General features: G+C 70.2%; 13 protein-coding genes. 5 read left to right on the top strand and 8 right to left on the bottom strand.

Annotation, left to right across the window (positions count from 1 at the left end):
• Positions 1-276: 276 nt before the first annotated feature.
• The 6 genes from FXO19_RS15770 to FXO19_RS15745 all read right to left on the bottom strand — a co-directional run bounded on the left by FXO19_RS15770 (position 277) and on the right by FXO19_RS15745 (position 5,755).
• Entirely contained in the window at positions 277-1,482 is a 1,206-nt protein-coding gene (locus FXO19_RS15770; protein WP_149196073.1) for an AGE family epimerase/isomerase, read from the bottom strand.
• Positions 1,483-1,629: 147 nt separating this feature from the next.
• On the bottom strand, positions 1,630-2,679 hold the full coding sequence (locus FXO19_RS15765) for a LacI family DNA-binding transcriptional regulator (RefSeq protein WP_149196072.1): 1,050 nt from the start codon (positions 2,677-2,679) through the stop codon (positions 1,630-1,632).
• Positions 2,680-2,747: 68 nt separating this feature from the next.
• The gene (locus tag FXO19_RS15760; protein ID WP_149196071.1) at positions 2,748-4,151 is read right to left on the bottom strand and encodes a M28 family peptidase; all 1,404 of its coding nucleotides are present in this window, start codon (positions 4,149-4,151) and stop codon (positions 2,748-2,750) included.
• 133 nt (positions 4,152-4,284) lie between these two features.
• Positions 4,285-4,704 (bottom strand): large-conductance mechanosensitive channel protein MscL, encoded by a 420-nt coding sequence (gene mscL / locus FXO19_RS15755; RefSeq protein ID WP_149196070.1) that lies wholly within the window; start codon positions 4,702-4,704, stop codon positions 4,285-4,287.
• Between the two features lie 30 nt (positions 4,705-4,734).
• Positions 4,735-5,451 (bottom strand): fumarylacetoacetate hydrolase family protein, encoded by a 717-nt coding sequence (locus FXO19_RS15750; protein ID WP_149196069.1) that lies wholly within the window; start codon positions 5,449-5,451, stop codon positions 4,735-4,737.
• A gap of 10 nt (positions 5,452-5,461) precedes the next feature.
• The gene (locus FXO19_RS15745; RefSeq protein WP_149196068.1) at positions 5,462-5,755 is read right to left on the bottom strand and encodes a hypothetical protein; all 294 of its coding nucleotides are present in this window, start codon (positions 5,753-5,755) and stop codon (positions 5,462-5,464) included.
• Between the two features lie 123 nt (positions 5,756-5,878).
• Here FXO19_RS15745 and FXO19_RS15740 point away from each other — a divergent pair, with 123 nt between their 5' ends.
• Positions 5,879-6,259 carry a Rieske (2Fe-2S) protein gene (locus FXO19_RS15740; protein ID WP_149196067.1) on the top strand — a complete coding sequence of 127 codons (381 nt, stop codon included), beginning with the start codon at positions 5,879-5,881 and terminating at the stop codon, positions 6,257-6,259.
• A 94-nt stretch (positions 6,260-6,353) separates the two neighbouring features.
• Here FXO19_RS15740 and FXO19_RS15735 read toward each other — a convergent pair whose 3' ends face one another.
• Positions 6,354-6,653, bottom strand: a complete 300-nt coding sequence (locus FXO19_RS15735) for a hypothetical protein (protein WP_149196066.1) — start codon at positions 6,651-6,653, stop codon at positions 6,354-6,356.
• A 172-nt stretch (positions 6,654-6,825) separates the two neighbouring features.
• On the opposite strand from FXO19_RS15735, the gene FXO19_RS15730 reads away from it, so the two are divergent.
• The 4 genes from FXO19_RS15730 (at position 6,826) to FXO19_RS15715 (ending at position 11,204) form a co-directional block, all read left to right on the top strand.
• Complete coding sequence (locus FXO19_RS15730; RefSeq protein WP_149196065.1) at positions 6,826-8,070, top strand: alkaline phosphatase family protein; 1,245 nt, start codon at positions 6,826-6,828, stop codon at positions 8,068-8,070.
• 388 nt (positions 8,071-8,458) lie between these two features.
• A complete protein-coding gene (locus FXO19_RS15725) occupies positions 8,459-9,979 on the top strand; it encodes a DNA-3-methyladenine glycosylase 2 family protein (RefSeq protein ID WP_149196064.1) in 1,521 nt (506 codons plus the stop codon).
• A 42-nt stretch (positions 9,980-10,021) separates the two neighbouring features.
• Positions 10,022-10,522: a methylated-DNA--[protein]-cysteine S-methyltransferase gene (locus tag FXO19_RS15720; RefSeq protein WP_149196063.1), complete on the top strand. Its 501-nt coding sequence runs from the start codon at positions 10,022-10,024 to the stop codon at positions 10,520-10,522.
• A 292-nt stretch (positions 10,523-10,814) separates the two neighbouring features.
• Positions 10,815-11,204: a SpoIIAA family protein gene (locus FXO19_RS15715; protein ID WP_149196062.1), complete on the top strand. Its 390-nt coding sequence runs from the start codon at positions 10,815-10,817 to the stop codon at positions 11,202-11,204.
• Positions 11,205-11,492: 288 nt separating this feature from the next.
• Here the strand turns inward: FXO19_RS15715 and FXO19_RS15710 are convergent, their stop codons facing one another.
• Positions 11,493-14,060 carry a membrane-bound PQQ-dependent dehydrogenase, glucose/quinate/shikimate family gene (locus tag FXO19_RS15710; RefSeq protein WP_149196125.1) on the bottom strand — a complete coding sequence of 856 codons (2,568 nt, stop codon included), beginning with the start codon at positions 14,058-14,060 and terminating at the stop codon, positions 11,493-11,495.
• Positions 14,061-14,321: the final 261 nt, after the last annotated feature.

Below are 14,321 nucleotides of genomic sequence, written 5' to 3'. Positions count from 1 at the left end.
GCCATTTTGTTGGCGCTGCTCCCATCCTGGGCGGCCGGATTCGGTGATGTGGATCGCACCGCGGTCCCCGGCCGTTCCGAGGGAGCGAGCTCGCCTGCGGAAAAGGGCTGCCGCGGATCGCTCCCTCCCGTTCACGGACCATCTTTAAAAAAGTCTTCTTTGGACACGGATCAAACGATCAAAAAAAGTGCGCTTTATCCGCGTCTAACCGGGCGTCCAGCGTCGATCGGCAAGATGCGATCAAGAGAGGAGGTCACGGGGGATCTCGGGTGGTGGCTACATCGCCCGCAGCACTTCGTGGCAGGCGCCCATGGTGTGATAGTCGGTTTTGCCGGCGGGGCTCTTCAGGTCGTCGTACTTGCGGTTGTCGCGCGAGAGAATGCGGAACCACGCGCCATGGCGGTGGTCGACGAAATGCATCCAGCTGTATTCCCAAAGGCGCCGGTACCAGTCGCGGTAGCGCGGCTCGCCGGTGCGCTGCGCCAGCAGGGCGGCGGCGGCGATCGACTCGGCCTGGACCCAGAAGTATTTGTCGTCGTCGTAGAATTCGCCGTCGCGGTCGTTGCCGTAGACCATGCCGCCGTGCCTGGCGTCCCAGGACATGTCCAGGGCGCGGTCGAACAGCGCCTGCGCGCGCGGCAGGTACCATCCGGCCGGCGCGTGGCGGTCGAGGATCAGCAGCAGCTTGGCCCACTCGGTCTGGTGGCCCGGCTGGAAGCCCCAGGGCCGAAAGATGTTGCTGCGGTCGCCGCGGTTGTAGTCCCAGTCCACGGTCCAGTCGGGACGGTAGTGCTCCCAGACCAGGCCGCCGGCGAGCGCGGCCTGGCGGTTGACCATGTTGTCGGCCAGCAGTGCCGCGCGTTCGAGGTAGCGCGGTTCGCGCGTGGCTTCATAAGCGGCGAGCCAGGCCTCGCAGGCGTGCATGTTGGCGTTCTGCCCGCGGTAGGGCGACAGCACGCTCCAGTCCGGCGAAGCCTCGTCCGCGTACAGGCCGTGGCGCGGATCCCAGAAGCGGCGCTCCATCAGTTCCCAGGTTTCCTCCAGCCATTTCGCCGCCGGCCTGATGCCGACCTCGATCGCCTTGGCATAGGCGAGGACGACGAAGGCGAGGCCGTAGCAATGATTGGTGGCGTCGGTCGCGACGCCGTCGCGCAATTCCCAGGCATAGCCGCCGGTGGCGGGATCACGGTGCGCGCGGCGCAGGTAGTCGATGCCATGGCGCACGGCCGCGCGATAGGCATCGTCGCCGAACGCCTGCCAGGCCATCGAATAATTGAAGACGAAGCGCGTGCTGCTGACCAGGTGCCGCGTACCGCGGTCGTAGATGTCACCGTTGTCGCGAAAGAAGTGGAAGAATCCGCCCGCCGGATCGATGCAGCGCGGGTGATAGAAGCGCATGGTGGCGGCGACGTGGTTGAGCAGGAACTCGCGGGACTCGAAGTCCGGTAGCAGACGGCCGGCGACGTACTCGCGATGGGTCATGCATGCGCTCCGAAAAAGGGCGTGAACCGGTTGCCCGGGCCCGGCGCGCGAGGTCCGGAGCGGCCACGGGCAGCCTTTCTGGTAAGGTTACCATACGTCCCGTCATGCGCACGGCGCGACGCCGAATGCGTGGCGAAGAGCGGGATGTCAGCGGCGGCGTGGCGGCGAAGACGATTGGCGCTTGACCAGGGTGAACTTCATCACCTGATGGGTATTGGCCTTGGGCCGGCCGTCGCGCTTGCGGCGGATCTCGTCGAGCATCAGCGTGACCGCGGAACGGCCCATGGCGGCCACCGGCTGGTGCACGGTGGTCAGCTCCGGCCAGATCGTCGTCGCCACCGGCGTGTCGTCGAAGCCGGTGACGGTCAGGTCGTCGGGCACGTGCAGCCCCATGCCGTGGGCGACCGACATGGCGGCCGCGGCCATGTCGTCGTTGCTGGAGAAGATGGCGGTCGGGCGCGGTCGCAGCGCGAGCAGCTGCGCGGCGGCCGCGAGCCCGGTGCGATAGGTGAACATGCCCTGGGCGACGTGGTCGGGCGGGACCTCGATGCCGGCCTCGGCCATGGCGTCGAAGAACGCCGCGGCACGCAGCGTGGTGGGCGTGTGCTTGGGGTCGCCCTTGATGAAGCCGATGCGGCGGTGCCCGAGCTGGAGCAGGTAACGGGTCATCGCGCGGGCGCCCTGGTAGTCGTCGATCCGCACCGAGGTGACGCCCTCCATCGGCGCGCCGGTGGCCACGGCCACGACCGGAATTCGGGTCGCGTCGAGCTCACCGATGGTCCGCCGCGAGTCGCACAGCGGCGGCGGCAGGATCACCCCGTCGACACCGGCTTCGAGCAGGCGCCCGGTCGCCGCGCGCTGGCTGCGGATGCCGCTGCACTTCTCGATCAGCACCTGGCTGCCGCTGAGGCTGCTCTGTTCCAGGATGCCGAGCATGAACTGGTTGAGATAGGCGGCGCTGGGATTGCTGTACAGCACGCCGATGCGTGCGGTACCGGAGGTGCGCAGCGAGCGTCCCGCCAGGTTGGGGCGATAGCCGAGCGTCTTGACCGAGGCCAGCACGCGCTCGCGCATGGTATCGCCGACGTAAGGGTGATCGTTGATCACCCGCGAAACGGTCATCGGCGACACGCCGGCGTGCCTGGCGACGTCCAGGATGGTTACGGCAGCACCGGTGGGGCGATTGCGCTGGGGCATCTTCGTTCGGGCGTGATGGCTCGGATCGGCGGTGGCGCCGGCGGACCGCCGGCGCCACCTGCCGCAGCTTACTCGGCGGGTGCCTGCGACGCGCCGGCCGCGCTGCCGAAATCGCCTTCCGCCTCCGCCGCCAGGTACGCGAACACCGCGTAGGCCGCGACGTTCTGCGCCACCGCCGCGGAATCGACCTTGTCCAGGGTGTCGTCGGCGTTGTGGTGCAGGTCGAAGTATTCGGTGCCGTCCTGCGCCAGCCACGCCCAGGCGCCGCCGGCCTGCGACAGCGGGATGAAGTCCGGGCCGGGGCCGCCTTCTCCCGGCATGTATTCGATCCCCAGCGGCGCCAGCGCCGCGGCGATCTGCCGGGTGGCGGCCTTGGCGTGGTCGGGTGCGCTGGTGTTGAAGCCGTAGATCCGGCCGGCGCCGAAGTCGCTCTCTGCGGCGATCACATGCTCGGCGATCTCGTCGGCGTGGCGCTCGGCGTACTGGCGCGCGCCGATCAGGCCCTGTTCCTCGTTGGCGAACGCGATCACGCGGATGCTGCGCTTCGGTTTCTGTGGCAGCCGGCCGATCAGGTGCCCCGCGGCCATGGTGATGCCGATCCCCGACGCGTCGTCGACCGCGCCGGTGCCGTGGTCCCAGGAATCGAGATGCCCGCCGATCGCCACCACCTGTTCCGGCGATTCGCGTCCGGTGATTTCGCCGATCACGTTCTGCGAGGTGTATTCACCGTCCCAGCCGCAGTCCAGCGCCAGCCGCACCCGCACCGGGCCGCGCTCGAGCAGGCGCCCGAGTTGGTCGGCATCGATCAGCGACAGCGCCGCCGCGGGAATCGGCTCGACGCCGTCGGCGAAGCGGGTCATGCCGGTGTTCGCCACCCGATGCGGACTGGTGCCGATCGAGCGCATCAGGTAGCCGGCCGCGCCCTTGCTGCTGGCCACGGAAGGTCCGCGGCCGCGGATCGGCCCGGCATCGCCATAGCCGCTGCCGTCGCGGGTACGCGCCATGCGGTAGTCGAGGAACGCGATCTTGCCGGCCAGCGAGCCTTCGGGCGCGGCCTCGAGCGCGGCGAAATCGGCGAAGCGCACGATTTCGGCCTCGACCTCGCCGCCCGGGCTGCCGCCGAGCGCGGTGACCAGCAACGGTTGCGCGTTCGCACCGAGCACCTGCGCCTGCTCGCTGCGCCGCTGCCATGCCGGAAAGGTGACCGGCTCGGTCCAGACGCGGTCGAAGCCGAGTTCGGCGAACTTCTTCTCGGCCCAGGCCACCGCGCGTGCGTCCGCGTCGCTACCGGGCAGGCGCGGCCCGATTTCGGTGGTCAACGATTCGATCAGCTTCCAGCCGGTGTCGTCGGCCAGCGCCTGCTCGCGCAGCTGCGCCGCGTGGGTGAGCGCGTCGTCGGGGATTCGAGTCTGCTGCTGTGCGTTGGCAGGTGCGACAAGGGCGAGGGCGAGGACCAGCGACGCGAAACGCATGGAAGAACTCCGGCGGCAAAAAAACGAAGCCGCGAGCTTATCAGCCGCGGCTCCGGTGGTGGACGCCGGGCGGTACGACTCCGCCGCGCCACGTCGCGAGCGCCGGCAACGGCGTTCGTGCATGTCGATGACGCTACGACGTCTGTTTCAGCGAATCGCGGATCTCGCGCAGCAGCAGCACGTCTTCCGGCGTCGCCTCGGGCGGCGCCTCCTCCGCTTGCTGCTTGCGCTTGAGGCGGTTGATGCCCTTGACCACCAGGAAGATGGCGAAGGCGACGATGACGAACTGTAGCAGCACGTTGAGGAACTCGCCGATCCCGATCACCACCGCCGGGACCGTCTCGCCCGCGGCATCGATCGTAGCCTCGCGCAAGGTGATGACCAGGTCGCTGAAGTCGACGCCTCCGATCAGCAGCCCGAGCGGCGGCATGATGATCTGGTCGACCAGCGCGGTGACGATCTTGCCGAACGCGGCACCGATCACGACCCCGACCGCGAGGTCGACGACGTTGCCGCGCATCGCGAATTCCCTGAATTCCGAAACCATGCCCATGCCGCAGTCTCCAGGTGGTGGACGCGCCGACTATACCCGGGCAGGGACGATCTCGCAGTCCAGTGCGATGACGTCGTCGAGTGCCGCGTGACAGCGGTCGCCGGGCCGCAGGGCGGCGACGCCGGCCGGGGTGCCCATGAACACCAGGTCGCCGGCGCGAAGCGCGTACAGCTTCGACAGTTCGTGCAGGATCTCCGGCACGCTCCAGATCATCGCATCGAGACGCGAGCGCTGGCGGATCTCGCCGTTGACCTGCAACGACAGCGTGTGGTCGCCGAGGTCGCCGAACTCGGCGGCCGCGACCAGCCGGCTGACCGGCGCGGAGTGGTCGAAGCCCTTGGCGGTGTCCCAGGGCAGGCCCTTGGCCTTGGCCGCGGCCTGCAGGTCGCGGCGGGTCAGGTCCAGGCCGATGCCATAGCCGAACACCAATGCCTGCGCGCGCTCCAGGGCCAGGTCGTCGCCGTCGGGCGCATCGGCGCCGAGCGCCACCACCAGTTCGACCTCGTGATGCAGATCGCGGGTAGCGGGCGGGTAGGGCACGTTGCGGTCGGTGACGATCGCATCGGCCGGCTTCATGAAGAACACTGGCTGCCCACGGGTCTCCGGCGAGGCCGGCGCCTGCGCGCCCATCTCCCGTGCGTGGTCGGCGAAGTTGCGGCCGACGCAATAGATGCGTCGCACCGGAAAGGTGCCGCCACCGCGCACCGCGATGCGCGGCACCGCGGGCGCCGGAACCACGTCGGTCATGGGAGAAACCTCAGCGCAGCAGGGGCTTGTCGATGATGCGGAATTCGCCGTCGAGCGCGCCATGACGCCGGCGCCCGGCATCCGGTTGCTCGGGTCGGCGCAGCAGGCGCATCGCCAGGCCCGCCGTCAGCATGACGGCGCCGATGACGACGCCGAAGACCAGCAACACGGCCAGCAGCGCCAGGCCGAGCAGCCCGAACGCCAGTCGCAACAGCGGGTGGCGCGGCTTGCGCGGCGAAAAGACCGCGGAGACGCCGGAGGCGCGGTAGCGCAGGTGCAAGGTGTTGAAGAAGTTGGAGATCATTGCTTCCCGAATTAGGAGGGCGCGCGAACCAATGGCAGGCGCGCGGAACGTGATGACGTGCGTGAGACAATGCGGCATCGAGCCGATGCCGACAGTATCGGCCGCCAACCGCCTCTGAATGTAATGACTTCGTTAAATCAAGCGCCGGCAGGCGTGCCGCTGGTCGCACTCGCGCAGATTGCCGACGGCGGTTTCGGCGAGGTCGAAGCGGTGGTCGACGGGGTCCCCGAATCGTTGCTGCTGTATCGCGACGGCGACACCGCGCGTGCCTGGCTCAACGTCTGCCCGCATGCCGGCCGACGGCTCGACTGGGCGCCCGGGCAGTTCCTGAAATCGAAGGACGGCCTGCTGGTGTGCGCGGCCCACGGTGCCAGCTTCGAACTGGCGGCCGGCCAATGCGTGGCCGGGCCCTGCCGGGGAGAGGCGCTGCGCGCGGTGGCGGTCGAGGTGCGCGCCGGCATGGTCATGCTGCGCCAAAACCGATCCGGCGCGGCACAGGAGTGAGTGGGCGGCGGCGATGCCGCCGCGGAGTGGGAAACGAGAGAAGAGCGCTCCTGCTCGTTTCTCACTCCTCTTCACTCGTTTCTCGCGTTGCGCTTCAGCGGATCGACGGATCCAGCCGCCGCAGCGCGTCGACAAGATCGACCGAGCCGGTACTCTCGATGTCTTCGCGCGTGTACACACGGCCGCCCGACGCCACGCAGTCGGCGCGCTCCTTCTTGGTACGGGCGTTGCGGTGGGCGATCACGCGCGAGCCGGTTTCGCGGATGCAGAACGGTTCGGAAGCCTTGGCGCGATCTGTACGGGTGGATGCCGCCTGCTCCTCGGGCTCGACGTCCTGCGCAGCAGCGGCGAAGGCGAATCCGAGCAGCATGCCGGCGATCAGAACACGTGTCATGGCGAGACCTCGTCCGGATGCGTGGCAGGTTGCCACTGCGTCGAGAATACGCCTGCGTGCGGTGGCGGGCACGTGCCTAACGGTCCGCCCGTTCAGAGCGCCGTCATCCATGGTGGGCGGCGGCATGGGGCCCGGACGCGGCTGTCATGAAGGCGCCGTATCATGCGCGCCCATGTCACGCCTGCACCCCCTCCTCTTCGTTCCGCTGTGGCTGCTGCTCGCCGCCTGCGCCTCCTCGCCGCCGACGTTACCGGCGACGGTCGCGGACGCCAGGCCGACCCTGCTGCTGGTCTCGCTCGACGGCGTGCACCCGGACATGCTCGGTCGCGGCGACACTCCCCACCTCGATCGCATGGCGCGCGAGGGCGTGCGCGCGCAATGGATGCGCCCTTCCTATCCCTCGCTCACCTTTCCCAACCACTACACGCTGGTCACCGGGTTGCGGCCGGACCGGCACGGGCTGATTCACAACACCATGCAGACGGACGCGCTGGGCTGGTTTCGGCTCAGCGATCGCGATGCCGTCGGCAACACCGCCTGGTGGCAGGGCGAGCCGTTGTGGGTCACCGCCGAGAATGCCGGCCTGCCCACCGCGACGCTGTTCTGGCCCGGCAGCGAGGCGCCCGTGCAGGGCGTGCGGCCGACGCGCTGGAACCTGTTCGACGCCACCCTGTCGATGGACGAGCGGGTGGCGCGCGTGCTCGGCTGGCTGGCGGAACCGAACGCCACGCGTCCGCGCCTGGCGACGCTGTACTTCGAACATCCCGACAGCGCCGGACACGCGCACGGGCCGCGTTCGGCGCAGTTGCGCGCGACCCTGCGCGAGGTCGACGCCGCGATCGGGCGACTGCTCGCGGGCATCGCCGAAGGCGGCCTGCAGCAGCGGGTGAACCTGGTCGTCGTTTCCGACCACGGCATGGCCGAAGTGCCGGAGGGGCAGGTGGTGGCGGTGGAGGACATGGTCGATCCCATCGACGCGGAGGCGATCAGCCATGGCCAGGTGCTCGGATTCCGCCCGCGGCCGGAGCGCCAGGCACAGGCCGAGGCGGCGCTGCTCGGTGCGCACGATCGCTACGACTGCTGGCGCAAGCACGAGCTGCCGGCGCGCTGGCACTACGGCAGCCACCCGCGGATTCCGCCGATCGTGTGCCAGATGCACGAAGGCTGGGATGCGATCCCGCGCGAGTCCCTGGCGCGACGGCCCGGCGGCATGCGCGGCTCGCACGGATTCGATCCCGCGCTGCCGTCGATGCGCGCGATCTTCATCGCGCAGGGCCCGGCATTCCGCAGCGGCGTCACCCTGCCGGCGTTCGACAATGTCGACGTCTACGCGCTGCTGGCGCGGCTGCTCGGTGTCGAGCCGGCGCCGAACGACGGCGATCCGGAGACGTTGGCGCCGGCGCTGCGTCGGCCATAGGCGTCCGGGTTCCTGCACCGCGCCCGGAACCGGCCTGATGCCGTGGGGGCGCCGGATGGCTGTCGCGACTGCCGTCGCTCGCTCCCGTTGGGCTTATCGACATGCACGCTCTCCGTCGACCCCTGTAGGAGGGGCTTCAGCCTCGACCTGCCGGACATCGCGGCGAGGCAACAAGGAGCGCACGGTGCCGGTCCGGAGCTGCGCGCGCGGGTATTTTCGCGCGCCGCGCGTGTCCCGGGGTCGGGGCTGAAGCCCCTCCTACAGAGCAGCGGGCATGGGAAGCGAACGTCGACCAGCCCTGGCGTCGGAGCGGCCGCGACCGAACGCAACCGGCATCCATGTCCGAAAACGGCCAGTTCGGCCGCATGGCCGGTGCTAGTCTGCGCCCATGCCGACGCTCTCCGCCCTTCCCGATCCCCACGTCTGCGAACAGGCGCGCATGAGCCGCGATCCGCGGTTCGACGGACTGTTCTTCACCGCGGTCACCAGCACCGGGATCTATTGCCGACCGGTGTGCCCGGCGCCCGCGCCGAAGCCGCGCAACGTGACCTATTACGCCAGCGCCGCCGCGGCCGAGGCGGCCGGATTCCGGCCCTGCCTGCGCTGTCGCCCGGAGCTGTCGCCCGCGGACGGCACCTGGCGGCGCGGCGATGAACTGGTGGCGCGGGCGCTGAAGCTGATCGACCAGGGCATGCTCGCCGATCAGCCGCTGGCAGCGCTGGCGGCGCGTGTGCACATCGGCGAGCGACAGCTGCGGCGCCTGTTCGTCGAGCGCCTGGGGGCGCCGCCGATCGGCGTGCACGGCACGCGCCGGCTGCTGTTCGCCAAGCAGCTGCTGACCGAGACCTCATTGCCGATCACCCAGGTCGCACTGGCGGCAGGCTTCGGCAGCCTGCGCCGCTTCAACACCAGTTTCCGCGAGGCCTATGCCATGGCCCCGCGTGATCTGCGCAAGCGCACCGTCGTTGCCGATGGCGACGCCCTGACCCTGCGCCTGCACTACCGTCCGCCTTACGACTTCGTGGCGATGCTGGATTTCCTGCGCGGGCGCGCGCTGCCGGGCGTGGAGGTGGTGGACGCGAGCAGCTACACGCGCATGTTCGGGCCGGCGGAGGCGCCGGGCTGGCTGCGGGTGAGCGCATGGCCCGGGCCCGCCACCGGCAACGAGCGCGGCCACGCACTTAAGCTGGAACTGCACGGCGGCCAGCCGGCGGCGCTGCTGCAGATCGTCAACCGCCTGCGGCGGATGTTCGACCTGGATGCGGACCCGCACACGATCGCCGCGGCCCTGCGCAGCGACGCGCGGCTGCGCCCGCTGTTGCGCAAGCGCCCGGGGCTGCGTATTCCCAGCGGCTGGGACGGATTCGAGATCGCGGTGCGCGCGGTGATCGGGCAACAGGTCAGCGTCGCCGCCGCGCGCACGCTGACCGCACGACTGGCGCAGCGCCTGGGGACGCCGCTGCCCGAGGCCTTCGCCGCGCGCGGCCTGCTGCACCTGTTTCCCCTGCCGGAAGCATTGGCGGAGGCCGACCTGGGCAGCCTCGGGCTGACCCGTGCGCGCGCCGAGACCGTTCGCGGCATCGCCCGGGCGCTGCTCGACGGGCGCGTGGATTTCCGCGCGGAAGCCACGCTCGAGGAGTTCGTCGAACGCTGGACGGCGCTGCCCGGGATCGGGCCGTGGACCGCGCATTACATCGCGCTGCGGGCGCTCGGGCATCCCGATGCGTTCCCGGCCGAGGACCTGGTATTGCAGCGGGCCTTGCCGGGCGACGGCAGCCGCCTGAGCGCGAAGGCGCTGCGTGCCCATGCCGATGCCTGGCGACCCTGGCGCGGCTATGCGGTGATCCAGCTGTGGCGCGATGCCATGGCCCCGCGGCCCACCGCGGCACGCCGCGCGCGCGCGGCCTGAGCGTGCCGCAGGCGGCATCCACCGAACGAGGAGAGCACCGAGATGACCATCTTCCACACCCGGTTCGACAGTCCCGTCGGTCCGCTGCTGCTGGCGGCCTCCGACGCCGGGATGCATGCCATCGAGTTCCACGCCGCCAGGCACCCGGTGAAGCGCGGGGTCGACTGGCGCGAGGGCGATCACCGGCTGCTGCGCGAGGCACGCAAGCAGCTGCAGGCCTATTTCGACGGCAGGCGGCGCACGTTCGCGTTGCCGCTGGCGCCGCAGGGCACCGAGTTTCAGCGGACGGTCTGGCATGCGCTGGCGGAGATCCCGTACGGCGAAACGGTGAGCTATGCGCAACTCGCCGCGCGCGTCGGCCGTCCGAGCGCATCGCGTGCGGTCGGCGCCGCCAACGGCCGCAACCCGCTTCCGATCGTGCTGCCGTGCCACCGCGTGATCGGTGCCGACGGCTCGCTCACCGGCTTCGGCGGCGGCCTGCCGACCAAGCAGTACCTGCTGCAGTTGGAGGGGGCGTTGCAACAGGAGCCCTTGTTCTCCTAGGTCCGGGGCGTCGACCGCCGCGATCGGTCTGCCTGTAGGGGCGCGCCATGCGCGCGATGCCGCGGGTGTATCCAGTCGCGGCGATCGGCGATCGTGCAGCGGGCCGGAAAGCGCACCGATGGCCGGAATCCAATGGCGGAGAAGTGCCCGCGGCATCGCGCGCATGGCACGCTCCTACGAATGATGCCCGCCGCGACGGAAAGGGGCTGCCTGGCGCGATGCTGCGCCGGGCGCTTGACGCCGCCGCCACGGCGCCCGCGCTAGGGTCGGACTTTCGAACGGGAGCATCCCCATGATCGAGATCCTGCCGGCGCCGCCGCATGTCGCCGCCTTCCACTTCAGCGGCCAGCTCGACGGCGATGACTACGATCGCTGCATCGCCTACATCGAGGCGCGCCTGGCCGAGTACCGCCGCATCGGACTCTACGTTGACATGAGCGGATTCACCGGAATGACCGCAGCGGCGCTGGGCAAGGACCTGCGCTATGCCCTGGGCAAGTTCGGCGAGTACGACCGGTTTGCCCGTGGCGCGGTGATCACCGACAAGAACTGGCTGGGCAAGGTGTCGGAATTCGCCGGCAAGTTCTTTCCGGGCACCGAGATCCGCACCTTCGCGCCCGGCGACCAGCAGACGGCGCTGCAGTGGGCGGCGGACATCACGCCGCAGGACGACGTCGGCTAGCGCAGTCTTGGCGCAAGTGTTGGCAGATCTTACTCCCGCTTGCTGGAGAAGAGCCTGCCCCCGAGTGCTTTAGTCGGGGGTGTCCGAAGCGCCTGCCTCCGAATGCTTAGGCGGGGCGGACGAGGGCGCTTTTGATGTTTCGCAAGAGTGCCTCATCCCGATTCCGCGCCCCGGCCCGCGCCTCAGAGCGGGCGCTCGACCACGCGCGCGCCGATGGCGCGCGCGTGGTCTCGCCCCGAAGCGGGGGAGAATCTCGCGACATGTGTAAACACCTGATGCGAATTTGCTCTAGCGCGGAGTTTCCCCGGGCTGCGGGATTGCGTAGGCGATCACCTGGTCGCCGGCGGGCGTCTCCATGAAATGGTGGCCGCCGGTCATGATCACCAGGTACTGGCGGCCGTCGACCTCGTAGACGGCGGGGCCGGCCTGGCCGCCGGCGGGGAGCGCGTCCTGCCACAGGGTTTCCCCGGTCTCGATGTCGATCGCGCGGATCAGGTCGTCGGTGGCCGAGGCGATGAAGATCAGCCCGCCCGCCGTCACCGCGGCGCCGCCGTTGTTGGGCGTGCCGATGACGATCGGCAGCCCGGAGCGGATGCCGAACGGACCGTTCGCGCGCGCGGTGCCGAACGGACGGTCCCAGAGCGTGCGGCCGTCGTCCAGCGCGATCGCGCGGATGCCCCCGTACGGCGGCTGCTTGCACAGCAGCTTGGTGGTATGCATGCGCCAGCCGGCGTTGACCTCGATGCCGTAGTCGGTGCCGACCTGCGGGTCGCCGCCGCCCTCCGCGCCGCCCTCGTCCTCGCCCGGGTCCATTTCCGCGCGCGTCAGCCAGCCGCGGCGTTCGACCTCCTCGCGCGGCACCAGGCGATTGTGGTTGGGCATGTCGTTGTAGTTGGCGATGATCACCCCGCGCTGCGGATCGATTGCGATCCCGCCCCAGTCGGAGCCGCCGTTGTAGCCCGGGTACTGGATCCAATGGCGCTCGGTGGTGGGCGGCGTATAGATGCCCTGGTAGCTGGCGCGGCGGAAGCCGATGCGGCAGACCAGCTGGTCGATCGGGCTGATGCCCCACATGTCGCGCTCGGTGAGGTCGGGCTTGCGCAGGGTGTGGAAGCGCGAGAACGGCTGCGTCGGCGAGCGCTGGTCCGGTTCCACGCCGCCCTGCGGCACCGGGCGTTCCTCCACGCCGGTCAGCGGCTGGCCGGTACGGCGGTCGAGCACGTAGAGGTCGCCCTGCTTGGTCGGCAGCACCAGCGCCGGCACCGGGCCGTCGGCCGACGGGAAATCGACCAGCGTGCCCTGCGAGCCGAGGTCGTAGTCCCAGACGTCGACGTGCACGGTCTGGAAGTGCCACGCCGGCTTGCCGGTGGTCACGTCCAGCGCCACCAGCGAGGTCGAGTACTCGTTCTCGGCGGCGCTGCGGTCGGCGCTGAGGTAGTCGGCGGCGGCGTTGCCCATCGGCAGGTAGACCAGGCCCAGGCGCTCGTCGCCGGATGCGGTGGTCCACATGTTCGGCGTGCCGCGGGTGTAGGTCTCGCCTTCGGGCGGACGCCCGGAGCGGTCCGGGCGAACCATGTCCCAGGCCCAGCGCAGCTCGCCGGTGACGGCGTCGAAGCCCTGGATCACCCCGGACGGCATGTCGCGCTGCTGGCCGTCGAGCACCTGGTGCCCGGTGACGATCACGTCGCGCACGATGGTCGGCGGCGAGGTGATGGAGACATAGCCCGGCGGCGTCTTGCCCATGCCGACGGTGATGTCGACCTCGCCGTTGTCACCGAAGCCGGGGCAGGGGGTGCCGGTCCGCGCGTCGACCGCGATCAGGCGGCCGTCAAGGGTGCCCTCGATGATGCGGGTGGCGCAGACGCCGTCGGCGACCGGCTCCACCGCCGCGGTCGGCTCGGGATCCGCGGCAGGTTCGAGGTTGGCGCCGGCGTCGGTCTCGGCCTCGGAGACCAGTCCGGGGATGGTCGGCGCGGTGTCCTCGGCCGGCTCCGGCACCGGCGCTGGGGGCACCGTGTAGTACGTCACGCCGCGGCAGGCGGCGGTGTAGGGGATGTACTCGTTCGGCACCTCCGGGTCGTAGCGCCAGCGTTCCCGGCCGCTGCGCGCGTCGAGCGCGATCAGGATGTTGCGCGCCGAGCACAGGTAGAGGCTGTCGCCGACCTTCAGCGGCGTGGTCTCGGCGCCCCAGCGGCGGTTCGGCAGGTCGCCGGTGCGGTATTCCCAGACGCGTTCGAGGCGCGAGACGTTGTCCCGGGTGATGCGCGCCAATGGCGTGAAGCGGGTGGCGGCGTTGTCGCGGCCGTAGGCGGCCCAGTCCCCGGCGGCCGGCGCGTCGGCCGCCTGGACGAAAGCGTCCGCATCGATCGTGTCGGCGGCGGCGACCGCGGCGGCCGCCGGTACGTCGCCGCCGCGGGTGATCCCGCGCGGCACGAACGCCAGCGCGAACGCCACCACGAACACCAGCACCAGCACGCCGGCCGCGCTCCAGCCGGCGCGGCGTGAAATTCCGCGGTCGAGCCCGGGCGCCAGCAGGGCGACCACGATGCCGAGCGCTGTCAGCAGTCCGGCACGCGGCACCCAGCGCCAGTAGTCGAGACCGGATTCGTACCCGCTCCAGGCGAAGGTGAGCAGCAGCACGCCGGCGTACCACCATGCGCCGGCCATGCGGCCGCGAATCAGCAAGACGCCGGCAACGATCAGCCCGAGGCCCGCGACCAGGTAGTACCAGGAACCGCCCAGGAGCAGCAGCCAGCCGCCACCACAGGCGAGCACCAGGCCCAGCAGTACGACCACGGTACCGACCAGCGCCGGCCACCAGCGGTTCGGCCTGCGGCGGTTGCTCGCGTCGGACATCATGGTGTCGGCTCCCTAGCTGGTGCGCCTGCGCACGACGGCACACCTTAAATGGACCGCGAACCAGGTGAAGTGAAGGATGGTGGCTCGCCGGCCCGCATGCGGACCCGCCGAAACGTGCACTGCGTTAAGGCCAGGCGAGCGCGATGTTCAGGGCGCATCGCACGGGCGGGTGTTCACCGCGCGTTCGCCCGCGCCCGCGGGGCGGCTCTAGACTACGGGTTCGCGTGACCGTCGTCCGCAACGCCACCCCGAGTACGC

Source organism: Luteimonas suaedae (assembly GCF_008312895.1).
In the GTDB taxonomy this organism is placed as follows: Bacteria; Pseudomonadota; Gammaproteobacteria; order Xanthomonadales; family Xanthomonadaceae; genus Luteimonas; species Luteimonas suaedae.
Note: the sequence above shows the minus strand (reverse complement) of the source record. Positions and strands in the feature narration are given on the sequence as shown.